At 63.2% G+C, this 16683-nt stretch carries 15 protein-coding genes and 1 tRNA gene; 8 read left to right on the forward strand and 8 right to left on the reverse strand.

From position 1 onward, the window contains the following. Nucleotides 1-45: 45 nt before the first annotated feature. The 3 genes from rpsO (at nt 46) to PZL22_RS19285 (ending at nt 3932) form a co-directional block, all read left to right on the forward strand. Entirely contained in the window at nt 46-315 is a 270-nt protein-coding gene (gene rpsO / locus PZL22_RS19275) for a 30S ribosomal protein S15 (protein ID WP_003534369.1), read from the forward strand. A 367-nt stretch (nt 316-682) separates the two neighbouring features. After that, the gene (pnp, locus tag PZL22_RS19280) at nt 683-2836 is read left to right on the forward strand and encodes a polyribonucleotide nucleotidyltransferase (RefSeq protein WP_003534371.1); all 2154 of its coding nucleotides are present in this window, start codon (nt 683-685) and stop codon (nt 2834-2836) included. A gap of 79 nt (nt 2837-2915) precedes the next feature. Next, nucleotides 2916-3932, forward strand: a complete 1017-nt coding sequence (locus tag PZL22_RS19285; protein WP_027990438.1) for a class I SAM-dependent methyltransferase — start codon at nt 2916-2918, stop codon at nt 3930-3932. Between the two features lie 222 nt (nt 3933-4154). On the opposite strand, the gene fabI is transcribed toward PZL22_RS19285, so the two are convergent. Genes fabI through fabA form a run of 3 tightly spaced genes read right to left on the reverse strand, consistent with a single transcriptional unit; the run spans nt 4155 to nt 6751 of the window. Beyond that, a complete protein-coding gene (fabI, locus tag PZL22_RS19290) occupies nt 4155-4961 on the reverse strand; it encodes an enoyl-ACP reductase FabI (RefSeq protein WP_003534375.1) in 807 nt (268 codons plus the stop codon). Nucleotides 4962-4965: 4 nt separating this feature from the next. Further along, a complete protein-coding gene (gene fabB, locus PZL22_RS19295) occupies nt 4966-6186 on the reverse strand; it encodes a beta-ketoacyl-ACP synthase I (RefSeq protein ID WP_003534376.1) in 1221 nt (406 codons plus the stop codon). Between the two features lie 49 nt (nt 6187-6235). Then, a complete protein-coding gene (fabA, locus tag PZL22_RS19300) occupies nt 6236-6751 on the reverse strand; it encodes a 3-hydroxyacyl-[acyl-carrier-protein] dehydratase FabA (RefSeq protein WP_003534377.1) in 516 nt (171 codons plus the stop codon). A gap of 377 nt (nt 6752-7128) precedes the next feature. On the opposite strand from fabA, the gene irrA reads away from it, so the two are divergent. After that, nucleotides 7129-7551 carry an iron response transcriptional regulator IrrA gene (gene irrA, locus PZL22_RS19305; RefSeq protein ID WP_010968450.1) on the forward strand — a complete coding sequence of 141 codons (423 nt, stop codon included), beginning with the start codon at nt 7129-7131 and terminating at the stop codon, nt 7549-7551. Between the two features lie 37 nt (nt 7552-7588). Here irrA and PZL22_RS19310 read toward each other — a convergent pair whose 3' ends face one another. The 4 genes from PZL22_RS19310 to PZL22_RS19325 form a co-directional block, all read right to left on the reverse strand. Continuing rightward, a complete protein-coding gene (locus PZL22_RS19310) occupies nt 7589-8224 on the reverse strand; it encodes a trimeric intracellular cation channel family protein (protein WP_003534379.1) in 636 nt (211 codons plus the stop codon). Between the two features lie 63 nt (nt 8225-8287). Next, entirely contained in the window at nt 8288-9076 is a 789-nt protein-coding gene (locus tag PZL22_RS19315; RefSeq protein WP_003534380.1) for a YdcF family protein, read from the reverse strand. Nucleotides 9077-9349: 273 nt separating this feature from the next. Then, a tRNA-Ala gene (locus PZL22_RS19320) sits at nt 9350-9425 on the reverse strand. A gap of 245 nt (nt 9426-9670) precedes the next feature. Next, a complete protein-coding gene (locus PZL22_RS19325) occupies nt 9671-10060 on the reverse strand; it encodes a TIGR02300 family protein (RefSeq protein ID WP_003534381.1) in 390 nt (129 codons plus the stop codon). A 284-nt stretch (nt 10061-10344) separates the two neighbouring features. Here PZL22_RS19325 and aroA point away from each other — a divergent pair, with 284 nt between their 5' ends. The 3 genes from aroA (at nt 10345) to rpsA (ending at nt 14220) form a co-directional block, all read left to right on the forward strand. Beyond that, the gene (aroA, locus tag PZL22_RS19330) at nt 10345-11712 is read left to right on the forward strand and encodes a 3-phosphoshikimate 1-carboxyvinyltransferase (protein ID WP_003534382.1); all 1368 of its coding nucleotides are present in this window, start codon (nt 10345-10347) and stop codon (nt 11710-11712) included. Next, the gene (gene cmk, locus PZL22_RS19335) at nt 11712-12350 is read left to right on the forward strand and encodes a (d)CMP kinase (RefSeq protein ID WP_003534397.1); all 639 of its coding nucleotides are present in this window, start codon (nt 11712-11714) and stop codon (nt 12348-12350) included. Before aroA ends, cmk begins: the two co-directional genes overlap by 1 nt. Before the next feature lie 163 nt (nt 12351-12513). After that, on the forward strand, nt 12514-14220 hold the full coding sequence (rpsA, locus tag PZL22_RS19340; RefSeq protein ID WP_003534399.1) for a 30S ribosomal protein S1: 1707 nt from the start codon (nt 12514-12516) through the stop codon (nt 14218-14220). A 413-nt stretch (nt 14221-14633) separates the two neighbouring features. Here the strand turns inward: rpsA and PZL22_RS19345 are convergent, their stop codons facing one another. Continuing rightward, nucleotides 14634-16211, reverse strand: coding sequence for a hypothetical protein (locus PZL22_RS19345; RefSeq protein WP_003534400.1), 1578 nt, complete (start codon nt 16209-16211; stop codon nt 14634-14636). Between the two features lie 139 nt (nt 16212-16350). On the opposite strand from PZL22_RS19345, the gene PZL22_RS19350 reads away from it, so the two are divergent. Next, entirely contained in the window at nt 16351-16683 is a 333-nt protein-coding gene (locus tag PZL22_RS19350; protein ID WP_003534402.1) for a DUF6665 family protein, read from the forward strand.

Below are 16683 nucleotides of genomic sequence, written 5' to 3' on the forward strand. Positions count from 1 at the left end.
CCGGCTGCCGGCGACCCTCAAATCCTCGAACGAAAGGATCAAACGATGTCGGTTACTGCAGAGCGCAAAGCTCAGATCATCAAGGAATTCGCAACCGTAGAAGGCGACACCGGTTCTCCGGAAGTTCAGGTTGCCATCCTGACGGAACGGATCAACAACCTGACCGAACACTTCAAGGACCACAAGAAGGACAATCACTCCCGACGTGGCCTCCTCGCGCTGGTTTCCAGCCGGCGGTCGCTCCTCGACTATCTGAAGAAGAAGGACGAGGCGCGCTACACCAAGCTGATCGGTGCCCTGGGCATCCGTCGCTAAACGACTGGTCCGGCGGGTTGCCTCGGCAACCCGCCGGCTTTTTTTCTGCAGCCCGTGCGCTCTTCAAAAAGCCTAGGGTATTGTAAAGGGCGCCACAGCGCCGCGCGTCTTATCGGACGCGCAACCGTCCAGCGGACCGGATGGGCCGGGATCGCGGATCAACCAATGGCCCGTCATGGGGCAGGATTGCGGGATGCTTCGGCGCCTGCTTGCCGAAGCGGCTGCTATACGCAGCGCGGCAAAGCGGTATGCGGCCGGTTTTCTTTGAAGCCTCCCGTTGTCTTGCCCGTGATGCGCCACCAGGCGGCTTTGAGATCGCCCGCGCTTTATGAGCCGCGGAAGGTCTGTCGCACACGAAGGACAGAACATGTTCGAGACACACAAGGTAGAAATCGAATGGGCTGGGCGTCCGCTCAAGCTCGAAACCGGAAAAATCGCGCGTCAGGCCGATGGTGCCGTTCTCGCGACCTACGGCGAAACCGTCGTGCTCGCCACGGTGGTTTCGGCGAAGGCACCGAAGCCAGGCCAGGATTTCTTCCCGCTCACCGTCAACTATCAGGAAAAGACCTACGCTGCGGGCAAGATCCCCGGCGGCTATTTCAAGCGTGAGGGCCGCCCCAGCGAAAACGAGACGCTGGTGTCGCGTCTGATCGACCGGCCGATCCGTCCGCTCTTCCCGGACGGCTACAAGAACGACACCCAGGTCATCATCACGGTCATGCAGCATGACCTCGAGAACAATCCGGACGTCGTCGCGATGGTTGCGGCATCGGCTGCATTGACGCTTTCCGGCGTTCCCTTCATGGGTCCGGTCGGCGGTGCCCGCGTCGGCTACATCAACGGCGAATACGTTCTCAACCCGCATCTCGACGAAATGGACGAATCCACCCTCGACCTCGTCGTCGCCGGCACGCAGGAAGCGGTGCTGATGGTGGAATCGGAAGCGAAAGAGCTGCCGGAAGATGTCATGCTCGGCGCCGTCGTTTTCGGCCAGAAGGGCTTCCAGCCGGTGATCGACGCTGTCATCAGGCTTGCGGAAGTTGCCGCCAAGGAGCCGCGCGAATTCAATCCGGAAGATCACTCCGCTCTCGAAAATGCGATGCTCTCGATCGCCGAAGACGAGCTGCGCAACGCCTATAAGATCACCGAGAAGGCCGCGCGCTATGCCGCCGTCGATGCGGTAAAGGCAAAGGTCAAGGAACACTTCCTGCCGGAAGGCGTCGAGAACCCGGCCCATACCGCAGAAGAGATCGCCGCTGTCTTCAAGCACCTGCAGGCCAAGATCGTTCGCTGGAACATCCTCGACACGAAGAGCCGCATCGATGGCCGCGACCTCGTCACGGTTCGCCCGATCGTCGCCGAAGTCGGCATCCTGCCGCGCACGCACGGTTCGGCGCTCTTCACCCGCGGTGAAACGCAGGCGATCGTCGTTGCCACGCTCGGCACCGGCGAAGACGAGCAGTATGTCGATTCCTTGACTGGCATGTACAAGGAAAACTTCATGCTGCATTACAACTTCCCGCCCTATTCGGTCGGTGAAACCGGCCGCATGGGTTCTCCGGGCCGCCGCGAAATCGGCCACGGCAAGCTCGCCTGGCGCGCCATCCATCCGATGCTGCCGACCGCGGAACAGTTCCCCTACACGCTGCGCGTCGTTTCCGAGATCACCGAGTCCAACGGTTCGTCCTCCATGGCAACCGTCTGCGGCACGTCGCTTGCACTGATGGACGCGGGCGTTCCGCTCGCCAAGCCGGTTGCGGGCATTGCCATGGGCCTCATCAAGGAAGACGACCGTTTCGCCGTCCTCTCCGACATTCTAGGCGATGAAGACCACCTCGGCGATATGGACTTCAAGGTCGCGGGCACGGATGCCGGCATCACCTCGCTGCAGATGGACATCAAGATCGAAGGCATCACCGAAGAAATCATGGGTGTTGCCCTCAACCAGGCCAAGGGAGGCCGCCTGCACATTCTCGGCGAAATGGCCAAGGCCATCTCCGAGAGCCGCGGCCAGCTCGGCGAGTTCGCACCGCGCATCGAAGTCATGAACATTCCGGTCGACAAGATCCGTGAAGTCATCGGCTCGGGCGGCAAGGTCATCCGCGAAATCGTCGAAAAGACCGGCGCCAAGATCAATATCGACGACGACGGCACCGTCAAGATTGCGTCGGCTTCCGCCAAGGAGATCGAGGCCGCCCGCAAGTGGATCCACTCGATCGTCGCCGAGCCGGAAGTCGGTCAGGTCTATGAAGGCACTGTCGTCAAGACGGCCGATTTCGGCGCCTTCGTCAACTTCTTCGGCGCCCGCGACGGCCTCGTCCACATCTCGCAGCTCGCTTCCGAGCGCGTTGCCAAGACCACCGACGTCGTCAAGGAAGGCGATAAGGTCTGGGTCAAGCTGATGGGCTTCGACGAGCGCGGCAAGGTTCGCCTCTCCATGAAGGTCGTAGACCAGGCGACCGGCAAGGAAATCGTTGCCGAGAAGAGCGAAAAGAAGGACGGCGGCGAAGCCGCCGAGTAAGCCGGCCTCGGCTGAAACCATTCAGGGCGCGGAGCGGATCGCTTCGCGCCCTTTCTTGTGACGAAAACGGAATCGAACCATGAGCCGCGACGCGCTGAAAACACTGTTCCATCCCTTCGCAATGGGGATCATCGATCCGCCGGGAGAGGGCGAGCGGGTACTCTTCCTCGGCGCCGAGGCGGGCTACCGCCTGCCGGAAGGCTTTGCTGCGGACGTCTCCGCCGTGCAGCCGCTCAAGCCGCTCTACCGCGCGCTGACGGCCGCTCGCGCCGATGTGGTGCCCGTCGCGGCCGGCGACGGCTACGACGCTGCCCTCGTTCTCTGCGGCAGGCACAAGGGCGAGAACGAAGACCGCATTGCACAGGCTTTGGAACGCACCCGCGCCGGTGCCCTGATCGTAGTCGCCGGCGGCAAGGAGGACGGCATTCAGTCGCTGCGCAAGAGGATCGACAAGTTCGGCTGGGATGGCGACTCGATGCCGAAATATCACGGCGTCGCCTTCTGGTTCACGCGGCCGGAGGACGCCGCCGAGGCCATCTCGGCGCTCGCCAAGGTCCCGGTGCGCGTCGACGGCCTGTTCGTGGCATCGCCCGGCATGTTCTCGCATGACCGCGTCGATGCCGGTTCGGAGCTGCTCGCGTCGCGCCTGCCGCGCGATTTCACCGGCCACGCGGCGGATTTCGGCGCCGGCTGGGGCTATCTCTCGGTCAAGCTTGCCGAGGCTTCGCCCAGCCTCAAGGGCATCGATCTGTTCGAAGCGGATTTCGAAGCGCTGGAGGCGGCACGGGCAAACATGGCAGCGAATGCGCCTTCGACGGCGGCCCGTTTCTATTGGCACGACCTGACGGCCGAAGAGACGCGCGACAAATACGACCTTATCGTCATGAACCCGCCCTTCCACGAGGGCCATGCCGCCGAGCCTGCGCTCGGCGCGGCGATGATCAAGGCGGCCGCCAAGGCGCTGAAGCATGGCGGCCGGCTGATGCTCGTCGCCAATCGCGGACTTCCCTATGAGCCGGTCCTGACGGAAAACTTCAAGGAAATCGGCGAGACCTGCCGCAATGCGCGCTTCAAGGTGCTCTGGGCGAAGCGCTGAGTCGATTTATTTGCCGTAATGCGACCCCTCCCCAACCCCTCCCCACAAGGGGGAGGGCTACTTCTGCCGCACCTCGCGGGTCCAAAGTCAGCCTTTGCGTCATCCGCGAACTTGCGAAATGGGAAAGCGCCAGCCGCAAGCGCCTAACCCCTCACCCTTGTGGGGAGGGGTTGCGGAGGGGCCTCATCCAACCGCCGTGGGCCAGCGTGGCAATCACGCGATTTAATCCGCGTCTGCGACCCGCAATGCTTCGAGCGTCGGCATCGAGGTGATGTTGTAGCCGGAGTCGACGTAATGGATTTCGCCGGTGACGCCGCGCGAGAGGTCCGAGAGCAGATAAAGTGCGGAACTGCCGACGTCTTCTATGGTGACGGTCCGGCGCAGGGGCGAGTTCTTCTGCTGCCAGGAGAGCATCGCGCGCGCATCGGAAATGCCGGCGCCCGCAAGCGTCCGGATCGGACCGGCCGAGATCGCATTGACGCGGATGCCGCGCGATCCGTAGTCGGCGGCAAGGTAGCGCACCGAAGCCTCGAGCGCGGCCTTGGCGACGCCCATGACGTTGTAGTTCGGCATGACCCGCATCGAGCCGCCATAGGTGAGCGTCAGCATGGTGCCGCCCTCGCTCATCAGCTCCGCTGCACGCTTGGCAATCTCGGTAAAGGAGAAGCAGGAGATCACCATGGTGCGGCTGAAATTGTCCCGCGTCGTGTCGGCATAGAGACCCTTGAGCTCGTTCTTGTCCGAGAAGCCGATGGCGTGGACGACGAAATCGAGCTTGCCCCAGCGCTCCTTTATGGCGTCGACGACCGCGTCGACGGAGCCGATGTCCTCGACGTCGCAGGGGAGCAGGAAGTCGGAATTGACCTCTGCAGCCAGCGGCTTGACGCGCTTGCCGAGGGCTTCGCCCTGATAGGTGAAGGCGAGCTCTGCGCCCTGGGCGGCGAGAGACTTGGCGATTCCCCAGGCAATAGAATGGCTGTTGGCGACGCCCATGATGAGGCCGCGCTTTCCGTTCATCAATCCGTTCATCGTGTTATCCGTTATAGCGCTGGAAGACGAGCGTCGCGTTTGTGCCGCCGAAGCCGAAGGAGTTCGAAAGAACCGTGTCGATCTTGGCATTGTCGATGCGCTTGCGGACGATCGGCACCCCTTCGAATTCGGGATCGAGCTCGGTGATGTGAGCGCTTTCGCCGATGAAGCCGGCCTGCATCATCAGGAGACCGTAGATCGATTCCTGCACGCCGGCCGCGCCGAGCGAGTGGCCGGTCAGCGATTTCGTGGACTGCACATGCGGCATCTTCTCGCCGAAGACCTCGCGGATGGCGCCGATCTCCTTCTGATCGCCGACCGGCGTCGAGGTGCCGTGGGTATTGATGTAGTCGACCTCGCCCTTCACGGTGGCCAGCGCCTGGCGCATGCAGCGAACCGCGCCTTCGCCTGATGGCGCGACCATGTCGTAGCCGTCCGAAGTGGCGCCGTAACCGACGATTTCCGCATAGATTTTGGCGCCGCGCGCCTTGGCGTGCTCCAGCTCTTCCAGAACGAGAACGCCGGCGCCGCCGGCGATGACGAAGCCGTCGCGGTTCGCGTCATAGGCGCGCGACGCGACGGACGGCGTGTCGTTGTACTTCGACGACATGGCGCCCATGGCGTCGAAAAGATTGGACATGGTCCAGTCGAGATCTTCATGGCCGCCCGCGAACATGACGTCCTGCTTGCCCCACTGGATCATTTCCGCGGCATTGCCGATGCAATGCGCCGAAGTCGAGCAGGCCGACGAGATCGAGTAGTTGACGCCGTGGATCTGGAACCAGGTCGCGAGCGTCGCCGAAGCCGTAGACGACATCGCCTTCGGCACCACGAAGGGGCCGATCCGCTTCGGGCTGTTGTTCTTGCGGGTGATCTCCGCCGCTTCGACGATCGCGCGGGTAGAAGGGCCGCCCGAGCCCATGATGATGCCGGTGCGCTCATTGGTGATGTCGCCGGCCTCGAGCCCGGAATCGGCGATCGCCTGCTTCATCGCCACATGGTTCCAGGCGCCGCCCTGGGACAGGAAGCGCATGGCGCGGCGGTCGACGAGGTCGCTCGGGTCGAGCGTCGGCGCTCCCCAGACCTGGCATTTGAAGCCGTGCTCGGCAAAGTCCGGAGAAAACGTGATGCCCGACCGCGCATCGCGCAGCGACGCGGTGACTTCGTCGGCATCGCTGCCGATCGAGGAAACGATGCCGAGGCCCGTTACAACAACCCGTCTCATGTCAGATGACCTTTTCTTCGATTGGAACCGTGCGGGGATCGCCCGCAGTTCAGTCGGCCTTTTCCTGGAAGAGGCCGACCCTGAGATCGGTGGCCTTGTAGATCGTTTCGCCATCGGCCTTCATCCAGCCGTCGGCGATGCCAAGAACCAGACGGCCGCGCATGACGCGCTTGAAGTCGATGCCGTATTCTACCAGCTTGGTCTTCGGCGTCACCATGCCGGTGAACTTCACTTCCCCGGTGGAGATGGCGCGGCCCTTGCCGGCCTCCCCGAGCCAGCCGAGGAAGAAACCGGTCAATTGCCACATGGCGTCGAGACCGAGGCATCCGGGCATGACGGGATCGCCCATGAAGTGGCAGGGAAAGAACCAGAGATCCGGCGTAATGTCGAACTCGGCGCGGACATAACCCTTGTCGTTTGGCCCGCCCGTTTCCGAAATGTCGGTGATGCGGTTGAACATCAGCATCGGCGGCAGCGGCAGCTGCGCGTTGCCGGGGCCAAACATTTCGCCTCGGCCGCAGATCAGGATTTCCTCATAGCTGAAGCTGGATTGTCTGGTGGTCATGAATGGTTGCTTCCCGAGTCTATTATGTGTTCTCCGACCTGCTTTAGTGCAAGTCCGGTCTGATTTGAAGCGCAACCTGTCATCCGCGGCTGCGATGCGGGCTGCGGCTCGTGACGTTCCAAGTAGAGCGGCATGCGGGCTAAGGAAAGCTCTCTCATCGTCTCCGAACCGCTCGGAATGGTGACATCATTCCGCCGTCGCTTACAGTATGAATGTGGCGGCGGCCAGAGTTAAATGCCCGCCTTCCCCCGCTTTGGGCCGATTTTCAGGCCTTTGCGGCTTTCGCATGTGCGGAATCTATTGAAAGCCGCGGCGCCAGAAGTTATATCGCAAATTGATAATCCACGGATCCCGCAGGTATATCGGAACGGTTGTCGATGACGAAAGCAACGCACATGTCCTCACAGGAGAGGCTGCGCAGTTCGGGTTTGCGCCCGACGCGCCAGCGCGTCGCGCTTGCCGATCTGATCTTCGCCAAGGGCGACCGTCACCTGACGGTGGAGGAACTGCATGAGGAGGCCGTCACTGCCGGCGTTCCCGTTTCGCTCGCGACCGTCTACAACACGCTCCACCAGTTCACCGAAGCCGGCATGATCCGCGTCCTCGCCGTCGAGAGCGCCAGGACCTATTTCGATACGAATGTCTCGGATCACCACCATTTCTTCATCGAGGGCGAAAACGAAGTCCTCGACATTCCGGTGAGCAATATTCAGATCGACAATCTCCCCGAACCGCCGGAAGGCATGGAAATCTCCCATGTCGACGTGGTAATCCGGCTGCGCCACAAGACCGAGCGCTGAGCGTCCGTCGCCTCATCTCTCGCGTCACGAAGTCTCGTCACATCACGTCGTCCGGGTCGCGGCCGGGACCGGCCTTGCCCGTCGGCAGCGTCCAGCCGTATCGAAGCGCGCCGCCCCGCACGGCGAAGGCCGTGATGACGCCGAGTGCGGACGTTGCGACAAGCGGCAATCCGGCTAGGCTGGCCAGGACGAAGGCGCCGGCGCCGATGAGGGCGGCGCTGACGTAGATCTCCGGCCTCAGGAGGACAGAGGGCTCGCCGGCCAGCAGATCTCGCAGAACCCCGCCGAAGGTTGCCGTCAGGGCGCCCGTGACCAGGGCGACGATGGGCGATCCGGTCGCCGCCAGCCCCTTTGCCGCGCCCATCACGCAATAGGCCGAGAGGCCGAGCGCGTCGAGCCATACGAGCATCCGGTAGCGCGATTCGAGCAGATGGGACGTGAGGAAGACGGCGACCGCCACCGCCGCGCAGACGATGATGAAATTAGGGTTCACCACCCAGAACACCGGCGTCGCGCCGAGAACGAGGTCGCGGATGGTGCCGCCGCCAATACCGGTCGCGGAAGCGAGAAACAGATAGCCGATGATGTCGAGCTGCTTGCGGGAGGCCGACAGCGCGCCCGTCGCCGCAAAGATTGCGACGCCCGCATAGTCGAGGAATTCGAGGATCGGCATGGCTGCTCCGCTTGGCTGCAAGTCTCCTCTAATCGTAACCTATTAAAGAAAACATGCGGTAGACTACCGCGGCAGCAGCGTCTGCGTCCGGCCGAGGAGATAATAGGCAACGAGCCCGGTCCACTCCTTGGCGGCCGTCGTCGCCAATTGGGCGTTGAGCGAGGGCTGGGTGAAATCGAAGCCGAGCCGCACCTTGCCGCTCGTGCGATAATCCGTCGGCCAGGGCGTGACCTCCATGCCGTTTGCGCGAAAAAGTCCGATAGAGCGCGGCGTGTGGTATGCGGAGGTCACGAGCGCGCAACGCTCAAGCCCGTTCTTGGCAAGCAGATCCCTGGTATAGCGTGCGTTTTCGAAGGTCGTCCGCGATTCTCCCTCGCGGATCAGCCGGTCGGATCCGATGCCGAAGGTCCCGAAGAAATTTTCCGAGGCATGCGCGTCGCCCTCGTAGATGCCGCTGAGCGACCCGTCTCCGCCCGAGACAAGGATGCGTGCCTGCGGATAGGCCTGCGCGAGCCTCAAGGTCTCGACGAACCGCTCGGCCGCCTGGTTCAGCTCCATGCCGCCGCGGCTGGCCATCACCACATTCTCGAAGGCGCCGCCGAGCACGATGATGCAGGCAAGCTCCGTGGGCTCCGGCGTGGGGCGGGGAAACCGATCCTCGAGGATCTGCAGGAAATAGGAGCCGGCGGTGGTGAAGAGTGTGACGAAGAGGACGGCGAGCCCGAAGGCGCTCGAAGTACCGCCGCTGCGGCGGAAACGGCCGAGCATAAGCAGCACCCCGACGAGGAGCGCGAGGAAGGCAAGCGACAGCGGCTGCGCGACGAGCCAGAAGATTTTCGAGACGAGAAACATGTGTCCAGTTTCTCCGCGACTGCGGGTTAAGATTTCATCAACCGTGGCTACGATTTCTGCTCGGTCTGCCGGCCGGTCCGGCCCGACGCGAACAGCGAAGGTAAATGCCGGATATTCGGCTATTATTGAAGGATGAAACAGAAATCCGCTGTCACCGCTTCGCAGGCATCAGCCGACGTAAAGTCGCGGCGGGAGATTGCCATGCAAGGCTGGGCGCATGAGCGGCGCATCGCCTTTACCCCCGAACGCGTCCTAAAAATTCATCGGAAAATTTGGTGGAGCTAAGCGGGATCGAACCGCTGACCTCTTGCATGCCATGCAAGCGCTCTCCCAGCTGAGCTATAGCCCCATCAGGGTCCGGCTTTGCCGGTCCGGGAAGATCGCAAGGCGCGTTGTGCCCGGCGAGTGGCGGCTTATTACTTCTGCTAGGTGCAGATGGCAAGCCGAAAAGTGAGGGCCGGGACGATTTATTTTTCGGTTCCGGCCGGATGCTTCGATGCCGATCGCGCTCGATGGATGGGGCGGTTTCATGCGCCTTTCGAAACGCTTGCGGGCAGGCATGCGGGCGCTGATCCGCCCGCGTCGCCGGTCTGTTCAGACGTCGTCGTCCTCGTCGGAAACGCCGATGATGTCGCTCATGTCATCGTCATCGTCTTCGTCGTCGGTCTGGAGGAAGGTGTCGTCGTCGTCGCCCTCGATCTCGACATCGTCGTCGCCGAGATCCGGCAGATCGTCGCCGCCCGAGGCCTCGTCATCCGCTTCCTCGAGCGAGACGAGTTCGACTTCCGTGTTCTCGGTATCGACTTCCTTGACGTCTTCCTCTTCTTCCTTCTCGAGCACCTTGGCGACGGAGGTCTCCTCGAAGAAGGACAGCGGATAGGACTTGCCCGTGTAGGGGGAGACGATCGGATCACGGTTCAGATCGTAGAATTTGCGCCCCGTTTCCGGGTCGATGCGCTTTGTTCCAAGTTCCGGTTTTGCCACAGTCAAAGCCTCTTGAATGGCCGGCGAGCCGGCTCTTGCCGGAAAGCCGGCGGTTAGAAAAGTATCAAGCTTATGATGATTAGCCGGTCCCCATAATCATCTTGGCGAGTTCTGTCAAAGATAAACTTCCGCGAGCTCCGGCCGTCATTTTCTTCGCAGCAGGAGGATGACCCTTTTCGCGCATTGTGTTAGGGAGCCGGCGAGACCGGCGGTCCGCCAACAACGCGCCGGAAAGCACCACCTTCCGCGCCAGCCGTCAGCCGGATTGTCAGAGGAAAACCACGATGTCTCACGGCTCGAACCCGCGGCCCGCCACCGCACGCAAGTCTTCCGACCTCAAGGGCACCTTGCGCATTCCGGGCGACAAGTCGATCTCGCACCGCTCCTTCATGTTCGGCGGTCTTGCCGCGGGCGAGACGCGCATCACCGGTCTCCTCGAAGGCGAAGACGTGATCAATACCGGCAAGGCCATGCAGGCGATGGGCGCCAGGATCCGCAAGGAGGGCGACACCTGGATCATCGACGGTGTCGGGAACGGCGCGCTGCTTGCGCCCGAGGCACCGCTCGACTTCGGCAATGCCGGCACCGGCTGCCGGCTGACGATGGGCCTTGTCGGCGTCTATGATTTCGATTCCACTTTCATCGGCGACGCCTCGCTGACCAAGCGCCCGATGGGCCGCGTGCTCGATCCGCTCCGCGAAATGGGCGTTCAGGTGAAGTCGGCCGAGGGCGACCGGCTGCCGGTGACGCTGCGCGGGCCGAAGACGCCGAACCCGATCACCTATCGCGTGCCGATGGCGTCTGCCCAGGTGAAATCCGCCGTGCTGCTCGCCGGCCTCAATACGCCCGGCATCACGACCGTCGTCGAGCCGGTGATGACCCGCGACCATACGGAAAAGATGCTGCAGGGCTTCGGCGCCAATCTGACGGTCGAGACCGATGCCGAGGGCGTGCGCACCATACGCCTCGAGGGCCGCGGCAAGCTGACTGGCCAGGTGATCGACGTGCCGGGCGATCCGTCCTCCACAGCCTTTCCGCTGGTGGCGGGGCTCATCGTTCCGGGCTCGGACATCACCATCCTCAACGTGCTGATGAACCCGACCCGTACCGGCCTCATCCTGACCCTGCAGGAAATGGGCGCCAATATCGAAGTCATGAACAAGCGGCTTGCCGGCGGCGAGGATGTCGCCGATCTGCGCGTGCGCCATTCGGAGCTCAAGGGCGTGACGGTGCCGGAGGACCGCGCGCCGTCGATGATCGACGAATATCCGGTGCTCGCCGTCGCCGCTGCCTTCGCCGAGGGCACGACCGTGATGAACGGACTGGAGGAGCTCCGGGTCAAGGAGTCCGACCGCCTGTCCGCCGTGGCGGACGGCCTGAAGCTCAACGGGGTGGATTGCGACGAGGGCGAGGCCTCGCTGGTCGTACGCGGCCGGCCGGGCGGCAAGGGCCTGGGCAATATCTCGGGCGGCCAGGTGAAGACCCATCTCGACCACCGCATCGCCATGAGCTTCCTTGTCATGGGACTTGCCTCGGAGCATCCGGTAACGGTCGACGATGCGACGATGATCGCGACGTCCTTCCCGGAATTCATGGGCCTGATGACAGGACTGGGCGCGAAGATCGAAGAGGCAGAGAACAAGGCAGCCTGATGACCTTCGTAATCGCCATCGATGGACCTGCGGCCGCCGGCAAGGGAACGCTCTCGCGCCGGATCGCCGAGCAATACGGCTTCCACCATCTCGACACGGGGCTGACCTATCGCGCGACCGCAAAGGCACTCATGGATGCCGGATTGCCGCTCGACGACGAGGCGGTGGCCGAGAAGACGGCGCGCGAGGTGGACCTTTCCGGGCTCGAACGCGCCGTGCTTTCGGAGCATTCGATCGGCGAGGCGGCGTCGAAGATCGCCGTCATGCCGGCCGTGCGCCGGGCACTGGTCGAGGCGCAGCGAGCCTTCGCGCGCAAGGAGCCGGGTACCGTCCTCGACGGGCGCGACATCGGCACGGTCGTCTGCCCTGATGCGGCGCTGAAGCTCTATGTGACCGCTTCCCCCGAAGTGCGGGCGAAGCGGCGCCATGACGAGATCGTCGCCGGCGGCGGAAAGGCTGACTACACCGCGATTTTCGAGGACGTGAAGAAGCGCGACGGACGCGACATGGGGCGTGCCGACAGTCCTTTGAGACCTGCCGAGGACGCGCACTTGCTTGATACTTCCGAAATGAGTATAGAGGCGGCATTCCAGGCGGCGAAGACGCTGGTCGACGCCGCCCTGAAAGAGAAGATTTGAAGAAGGCCTGATCTCGGCCCAGCCGGTCTCCTTCTTGAAAATAGCCTGAAATTCCGTCCACGCGCCGGATTGCTCCATGACAGGAGCGGACTGGGTTCAGGCCTGTCTAACACCAACCCCCGGCGCACATGCGTCTCCGGCAGGAGATGCAGCAGGAGATTATATGTCTGCAACCAACCCCACCCGTGATGATTTCGCAGCGCTTCTGGAAGAGTCCTTCGCCAAGACGGACCTCGCCGAAGGCTATGTCGCCAAGGGCATCGTCACGGCGATCGAAAAAGACGTCGCAATCGTCGACGTCGGCCTGAAGGTCGAAGGCCGCGTACCGCTGAAGGAATTCGGCGCCAAGGCCAAGGACGGCACGCTGAAGGTCGGCGACGAAGTCGAAGTCTATGTCGAGCGCATTGAAAACGCACTCGGCGAAGCAGTCCTCTCGCGCGAGAAGGCCCGCCGCGAAGAGAGCTGGCAGCGCCTGGAAGTCAAGTTCGAAGCCGGCGAACGCGTCGAAGGCATCATCTTCAACCAGGTCAAGGGCGGCTTCACCGTCGATCTCGACGGCGCCGTAGCCTTCCTGCCGCGTTCGCAGGTCGACATCCGTCCGATCCGCGACGTGACGCCGCTGATGCACAACCCGCAGCCCTTCGAAATCCTCAAGATGGACAAGCGCCGCGGCAACATCGTCGTTTCGCGCCGCACGGTTCTCGAAGAGTCCCGCGCCGAGCAGCGTTCTGAAATCGTTCAGAACCTCGAGGAAGGCCAGGTTGTCGAGGGTGTCGTCAAGAACATCACCGATTACGGTGCGTTCGTCGACCTCGGCGGCATCGACGGCCTGCTGCACGTCACCGACATGGCATGGCGCCGCGTCAACCATCCGTCGGAGATCCTGAACATCGGCCAGCAGGTCAAGGTTCAGATCATCCGCATCAACCAGGAAACCCACCGCATCTCGCTCGGCATGAAGCAGCTCGAGTCCGATCCGTGGGATGGCATCGGTGCGAAGTATCCGGTCGGCAAGAAGATCTCCGGTACCGTCACGAACATCACCGACTACGGTGCGTTCGTCGAGCTGGAGCCGGGCATCGAAGGCCTGATACACATCTCCGAAATGTCCTGGACGAAGAAGAACGTTCACCCCGGCAAGATCCTGTCCACGAGCCAGGAAGTCGACGTGGTCGTTCTCGAAGTCGACCCGACCAAGCGCCGCATCTCGCTCGGCCTCAAGCAGACGCTCGAGAACCCGTGGCAGGCCTTCGCGCATAGCCATCCGGCTGGCACGGAAGTCGAAGGCGAAGTCAAGAACAAGACCGAATTCGGTCTGTTCATCGGCCTCGATGGCGATGTCGACGGCATGGTCCACCTCTCCGACCTCGACTGGAACCGTCCGGGCGAGCAGGTCATCGAAGAATTCAACAAGGGCGACGTCGTCCGTGCTGTCGTTCTCGATGTGGACGTCGACAAGGAGCGCATCTCGCTCGGCATCAAGCAGCTCGGCCGTGATGCGGTCGGTGAAGCTGCCGCTTCCGGCGAACTGCGCAAGAACGCCGTCGTTTCGGCAGAGGTCATCGGCGTCAACGATGGCGGCATCGAAGTGCGGCTCGTCAACCACGAGGACGTCACCGCCTTCATCCGTCGCGCCGACCTCTCGCGCGATCGCGACGAACAGCGTCCGGAGCGTTTCTCGGTCGGCCAGACCGTCGATGCGCGGGTCACCAACTTCTCCAAGAAGGACCGCAAGATCCAGCTGTCGATCAAGGCTCTGGAAATCGCGGAGGAGAAGGAAGCCGTCGCTCAGTTCGGCTCTTCCGACTCGGGTGCTTCGCTCGGCGACATTCTGGGCGCTGCGCTCAAGAACCGCCAGAACAACGAGTAATCGTTGACGGACTTGAAATGATAAGCTCGCGGAGAGCGATCTCCGCGGGCTTTTTCGTGGGCAGGGCGAAAACCGTTCCGCACTTTTCCTGAAAGTGCTCCAAGGCCTGTCGAGATTCGGGATAGCCGCCGCGGCTGGCTTGATCTCCTCATCCCTGTGCTCGTCACAGGGATCCAGCCAGACCAAGTCCTTGGTCTGAAAGAACATTTCTCCGCGCCGCAGACGCGGCGCTGCTGGATCTCTGTGACAAGCACAGAGATGAGGAGGAGGAGAGATTGCAGTCCTCCAATACGTTCCTAGGCCGCGCAGTCGGTACTCAAGGAATTCAAGCGTATCGAGCCATGCGTGCCGGCAAAACCGACCGGAGCTTCAACGCCATCATCCATCTCGCAGCAGCCGTCATAAACCCCAGACTAGGCCAGGCCGCCGAGCTTTCGGTAGAGGTCATAGGCGTCGGCTGCCGGTCGATCTTCGGCCTGATCCTGTTCGCCGCCGGCCGCATGTCCCTGCTGCTGGTCGTCGCTTTCCCGTTCTCCCTCGTCATCCCTGGCGTCTTTTTCCGGCTCGCTCTCGCTTTCCCGCTTACGCCGGTCCACCTCGTCGGCATCGCTTTCTTCTGCCGGCGGGTAGGGAACCAGCGCGAAGGGAAACATCCGCGGAAGTCCGCTTTCCGGCACCCGCGCGAGGCCCTGCGGCGCCATTGCGTCCTCGCCGGTCCGGCGCTCTGCCTGAGGAGGGGGCAGGTCGGGGAGAGATGCATCGGCTCCTGCGTCGGACGCGGCGTCCACCGGCGGTTCGCTGGCGGCGGCTGCGCTTCTGACCGCGCCGGTGGTCTCCCGTGGCCGCGCCGGCGCCTCGTTCTCCGGCGGCAGCAGGGGCGCGGCCGGTCCTGCGTCTTCCATGTCGCGAGGTTGCCAGCTCTTGCTCGTCCCCGGCAGCGCAAGACTGTCGCGTATGACCGCTCTCAAGGCCTCCGCCGGCGGTTGCGCCATGCGCGCGGCACTTTGCATCCGCACTCGTGGTCTATCGTCCTCCCTCGCGGAGCGCGAGGGGCCGTCGGTGCCCTCTGAGCCTTCGCCGTCAGGGAGGCTTTCAGCGCCGGCTTCCGCGACTGCAGCTTTGCCCTCGGCTGTCGCAGGTTTTGCATCTTTCGGCAGGGCGAGCGCACTCCCGTTCAGGCCCGCCGCCTGACTGCGGCGCGGCGCCGATGGTTCCGCCAAATCCGCTTCGCTATCCGGGAGCTGCTCATCGGAGCCTTCCGGCGTCATGGCCGCCGTATCCGCCATCTCCGCCATCTCCCCCTCAAGCGGGCTTGCCGAAGCGTCTCTCGCTGCAATCTCCGCACCTCGCGGCGCTGCAGGAGCGTTCGTGGGCGCCTTCGGCGAACGTTGCGGCCCGGCCGGAGCCTCCTCCTGCGCCGCTTCGATTGCCGCGCCCTTGGGTGTCGTCTCGATCCGCACGTCCTCCATATCGGCGCCGTAGGTCTTCTTGAGCATCGCTTGAAGCAGCGCGAGATCGCTCAGCACGGGTCTTTTGGCGCCCGGAAGCACTGGCGGGACCTGTGCCGGCAGGGGCAGGCTGCGGAGCGGGGTTCGATCAGGCGGCACCGCGCCCCGGCGGTCTCCCGCGATCGTCGCCGCAACGGCGACGCGCTGCACGAGGCTGCGGGTGGCCAATTGCTTCTCCAGAAGCAGGCGTTCCGGCATTGGCAATGCCTCGATGAAGCCGGTCAACCGCCGAATGAAGGCGCGTCCGGTCTCCTGCGGCAGGGGTGGAAATTTGAGGATGAGCGCCAGGTCCTCGACCAGCTTCACCAGTGCGTCCTTGGATAGGACCTCCTTGCCGGAGAGATGGCGGGACAGCGCATCGACGATCTTCCGGATCGCCTCGCTACGCTCCGCCGCCGGCAGCGAGCGGCGCAGGCCCTGCGTCGTCTCCTCGGCAGATCCGACGGCTGTCCTGATGGCGATGAAGGCGGGCAGATCGGGCATGATCCGCAAGCTTAGGTCAAACGGGTTTAGGGAGTGTTAACCATGACGATGACTTTGCGCCACGCGGCAGTCGCCGCGCCGCCCCCTTGCGGGAAGCTCATTCACGGCCCATCCTGGCATGAGCTTGATGGAGCCGCCGATGACATTTCGCCCGCCGCAATCGCTGCGCAGTTTCGGTCTCACCGGTAACGGGGTGAACGTCCTCGAATACGAGCTGATGGCCGAGCGCGCCGACGCGCTGGGGCGCAACGGCCTGAAGGTCGAGAAGGCAATTGCCGCCCTGAATGCCTTCAACAGCAACAGGCACCCGCCTTCCGAACGCGAGCGACTGCTCGACGAGGCGGCCGACGCGGTTTGGGCCTTCCTCATCCAGCGCGAGATCTGCGGCCTTCGCGACAGCCGCGATGCAGTGCGCCGCTACGGCATTCCGAAGGAAGTCATGGCGCGCGTCGGGATCGTCAGGAAGCGCTGA

This window comes from Ensifer meliloti, from assembly GCF_030064585.1.
Taxonomy (GTDB): Bacteria; Pseudomonadota; Alphaproteobacteria; order Rhizobiales; family Rhizobiaceae; genus Sinorhizobium; species Sinorhizobium meliloti.